This window comes from Streptomyces milbemycinicus, from assembly GCF_002154605.1.
In the GTDB taxonomy this organism is placed as follows: domain Bacteria; phylum Actinomycetota; class Actinomycetes; order Streptomycetales; family Streptomycetaceae; genus Streptomyces; species Streptomyces milbemycinicus.
In genome coordinates this window covers 1-4,411 of record NZ_MUNE01000492.1, presented here as the reverse complement: position 1 = coordinate 4,411, position 4,411 = coordinate 1, and the positions used below count along the sequence as shown (strand labels likewise).

Sequence of the window (4,411 nt, the reverse complement as noted above, 5' to 3'; positions counted from 1 at the left end):
ATGCTGGTCTTCCGCGACCGGCAGGCGCCCGGCCTGCACCTGGCCGAGCGGCTGTTCCGCCCGGAGCGGGCGCGGATCGACGCCTGGCTGGACGAGTTGGCCGGGCAGGTGACCCGCGCGGAGGGCCGCGAGCGCGAGGCGGCCGAGCGGCGCGCGCTGCTCTCCCCCGCCCTGAACCCGCCCTACACCCGCAACGCCTCGGCGCTGCGCATCAATCTGCTCAGACTGCGCGACGATCCCGAGCTGCACACCCATCACATCATCGCCAAGATGGCCGCCTTCGAGCATTCGGTGGCCACGGTCCTGCGGCACGCGGCGGCGGCACTGTGCGCGGCCGACGAGCACCTGAGGCGCATCCCGGAGCTGCGGAGCCTGCTGACCCCCTACGCCGTGCGGCTGGGCGCCATGGGCGCGGCCGAGCGCCCCGAGCTGATCCCGCTCCAGCGCGCGGCGTTCGATCTGCTGCGTTCGGTGCCGTACGACGTGCCGGCCGCGGAGGAGGCGGTCGACCGGTTCGTGCGCGCCGTCAACGAGATCCGGCCGTGAACCGCGAAGACACGGGCAGAGACGGGGAGGAAGAGGGATGACGGACGGGACGAGCGGCGGGGCGGCGGTCTGCGACCGGCCCGACTGCCCCGGTGCCGGCCGCGGCCGGATCAACGTCCGGGGCTTCTGCTCGGAGTGCGGCCGCAAGGCCCGGGGCCGGGCCGTCGGCAGCCCCTCCCCCGACACACCCGCGCCCGCGCCCGCCTCCGCGCCCGCCTCCGCGTCCGCGTCCGCCTCCGCCATCCTGGAGTCCGAGTCCACCGCCACCGCGGCCCGCGCACGACGGCGCGCCGTGGCCCGGAAGTTCACCGTCCGCCCCGCCGGCGACGGCCTGATGGACCTGCCGCGCGTCGAACTCCCCTCCCTCCGCGACCTGGTCATCGACGATCCCCAGCCGCCCCCGCAGGGACAGCCCTGCGCGGGCTGCGAGGTGACCGTGGGCGCGGCATACGCCGGGCAGCCCGCGCTGTGGACCGGGGTCTGCCACCGCTGCCGCCACCCCTTCGACTTCACCCCGCAGCTGCGGCCCGGGGATCTGCTGGGCGGCCAGTACGAGGTGATCGGCGGGGTGGCGTACGGGGGTCTGGGCTGGGTCTATCTCGCCGAGGACACCCAGCTGGACCGCCAGCCCGTCGCCATCAAGGGGCTGATCAACGACGATGACGAGACGGCGCAGCGCGCGGCCATCGAGGAGCGCCGCTATCTGACCATGCTCGACCACCCGGGCATTGTCAGCATCATCAACTACGTCCGCCACCCGGCCCGCGGCAGCGGCCGGCCGCAGGGCTACATCGTGATGGAGTTCGTCGCCGGGGTGACCCTCTCGACGATCGGGGACTACATCGCCCGCGTCGACCCGCACTTCGACGGACCGCGCGTCTACCAGCACATCCTCACCTACGGCGCGCTGGCCCTCGACGCGCTGGAGTATCTGCACGGCGAGAAGCTGGTCTACTGCGACCTCAAGCCGAGCAATGTCATGCACCACGAGGGCCGGGTCAAGGTGATCGACCTCGGCGCGGTCCGCCAGCTGGGGCAGCGGGACGGCCGTCCCGTCATCACCGAGAAGTTCGCCGCCCCCGAGGTGGTCCACCACGGCGCCCTCCCCACCGAGCTCCATGACCTCTACGGCGTCGGGAAGACCCTGAAGAACCTCTCCGACAAGGTCAGGCGGGCCGCCCAGCGGCCGCCGGGCCTCGGCCGCGAGTCGTACGACAGGCTCCTGGCCCGCGCCACGGCCTATGACCCGCGGCAGCGGTTCGGCTCCGCCCGCGAGATGGCCGAGCAGCTGCGCGGGGTGCTCCGCGAGATCCATTCCCTGCGGCTGGAGCGGGAGCAGCCCGAGCCCTCCACGCTGTTCGCCCCGACCGCGGCCCTGCTCGACTCCGGGCTCGGCCGGATCCCCGGTCTGGAGCGCTGGCTGACCGGTCAGGCCCGTCCGGTGCTCGCGGACGGGCGGCCCGGCCCGAAGAGAGTGCCGCTCGGGCTGCCGGTGCCGTTCCCCGACGCCAAGGACCCGGGCGCGGCGCTGCTCAACACCCCGACCGACAGCGGCCCGCGGCGGCTGATCGAGCAGTTGCGGGCCTTTCCGCACGAGTCCGCCGAGATACGGTTCCGCATCTGCCGCGCCCATCTCGAACTCGACGAGGTGGACGAGGCAAAGGCCCAGGTGAAGGCCGTCGAGCGGATCATCGGCGGGGACCGGGCGCCGTACGAATGGCGGCTGAACTGGCACCGCGCGCTGGTGCGGCTCGCCGAGGGCGCGGTGGCCGAGGCCCGGCGGGAGTTCGACGCGGTGTACGGGGCGCTGCCCGGGGAGTACGCGCCCAAGCTCGCCCTCGGGTACTGCGCCGAGCACCTGGCCGACCACGACGCCGCGGAACGGTTCTACCAGGCGGTCTGGCAGCGCAACCGCTCCCAGGGCAGCGCCGCTTTCGGCCTGGCCCGGCTGCGGCTGGCCGCGGGCGACCGCACCGGGGCGGTCGACGTCCTCAGCGAGGTGCCGAAGGTCTCGCGCCACCACGACGCCGCCCAGATCGCCACGGTGCGGGTGCTGGCCGGCCGGCTGGGCCACCCGGACGGGCTGCCGACCGAGGCGGACTTCGCGGAGGTGCTGACCCGGCTGCCGCGGCTGTATCTGGACGACGGACGGTCCTCGGGCCACGCCCGCGAGCGGCTGACCGCCGAGGTGTGGGAGGTCGCCCTCGACTGGGTGCTCCGGTACGGGAACAAGGAGGAGGCCGGGGCGCTGTTCGGAAAGCGCGACGAGGAGGCCGTGGTGCGCGCCGATCTCGAAAGGGCCCTGCGGGACCTGGCCCAGCAGGCGGACCGCCCCGAGGCCGTGGAGGTGCTGGTCGACCGGGCCAACGCCGTCAGGCCCATGACCCGCGTCTGACAGGGGGATCGGATGAGCGAGGACACAGAGGACACAGCGGACACAGCGGGAACGGATCGGGCAACCGCCGATCAGGCAAGAGCCGATCAGGCGACAGGGGACTGCGGCGCGGACGAGGGCCGCGGCGCCGCCATCACCTTACGCATCGACCAGAACGAGTACCTTCCGGCCGCCGCGGGCCGCGCCGAGATGCACGCCATCGTCAGGGTCGAGGCCCGCGGCCTGGGCCCGGCCGCGGCCCGCGCCGCGGCTTCCGAGGTCATCGTCATCGACTGCTCGGGGTCGATGACCTGGCCCCCGACGAAGATCATGGCGGCCCGCAAGGCCACCGTCGCCGCCGTCTCCGCCCTGCGCAAGGGCACGCGCTTCGCGGTCGTCCAGGGCACCGAGCGGGCCGAAGTCGTCTATCCGCCCACCGGCGGCATGGCGGTCGCCGGGCCCGACACCAAGGCCGCCGCCTCGCACGCCGCCATGAAGCTCGCCGCGCTGGGCGGCACCGCGATCGGCACCTGGCTCGACCTCGCCCGCCGCCTCCACGCCGAGCAGCCCACCGCGCTGCGACACACCCTGCTGCTGACCGACGGCAAGAACGAGCACGAGGACCCCGGCGATCTGGCGCGGGTGCTCGACGCCTGCGCCCCGTGCTTCACCTGCGACGCCCGCGGCATCGGCGACGGCTGGGACGCCACCGAGCTCAAGGAGATCGTGCGGCGGCTGCGCGGCCGGGCCGACGCGGTCCTCGACCACTCCGACCTGCCGGCCGAGTTCGAGGCGCTGACGCGCGGCTCGATGGCCCGGGCGCTGGCCGCGCTGCGGGTCCGGATCCGGACCCGCGCGGGCGGCGCGGTCGGCATGGTCAAGCAGGTGTATCCGACCCGGGTGGACCTGACCGCCGAGGGCACCCGGCCCGACCCGCGCACCTGGGAGTGGCGCAGCGGGCCATGGGGCGACGAGGCGCGCGAGTACCAGGTGTGTGTGACCGCCGACCCGGAGGGCGACGCACAGGACGAGGAGATCGAGCTGGCCTGGGTCGAGCTGTCGCTGGACGAGATGTCAGGGGGCAGTGCCTCGGCGGGCGGTCAGTCCGGCGGCGGTACGGCCGGCATCCGGCTGCCCGCCGCGCAGTCCGTCCTGGTCCGCTGGACGGACGACCCGCTGCTGTCCTCCCGTATCCACCCCCGGCTCGCCCACTACGGCGCGGACGACGCCCTCGGCCTCGCCGTCACCGCCGCCTACGACGCGTATGTGGCGGGCGAGCCGCGGCAGGCGCTGACGCACTGGGGCCGGGCGGTCCGGCTGGCGCATGAGCTGGGCAACGAGAAGATGCTGGACCGGCTGCGCGGGCTGGTCGACATCGTGGACGCCGCGGCGGGCGAGGTGCGGCTGCGCGAGCGGATCCGGCCGCTCGACCTGAACTCGGCCATGGTGCTGTCCGAGGAGAGCAGCCGCTTCCGCGGCCCGGGCCCGGGC

2 protein-coding genes and 1 pseudogene are annotated in these 4,411 nt (G+C 74.3%); all 3 read left to right on the top strand.

The window, feature by feature from the left end:
• A pseudogene (locus CCN51_RS34965) lies at window positions 1-546 on the top strand (serine protease); the annotation flags it as partial.
• Window positions 547-583: 37 nt separating this feature from the next.
• Entirely contained in the window at window positions 584-2,941 is a 2,358-nt protein-coding gene (locus tag CCN51_RS34960; protein WP_014178924.1) for a serine/threonine-protein kinase, read from the top strand.
• 12 nt (window positions 2,942-2,953) lie between these two features.
• The coding region (locus tag CCN51_RS34955) for a VWA domain-containing protein (protein WP_086860512.1) at window positions 2,954-4,411 on the top strand (1,458 nt) is incomplete at its 3' end.

Excerpts from the sequence above, each read along its gene's own strand:
- CCN51_RS34960 (WP_014178924.1), top strand. The coding sequence starts at position 584 with ATGACGGACGGGACGAGCGGCGGGGCGGCGGTCTGCGACCGGCCCGAC.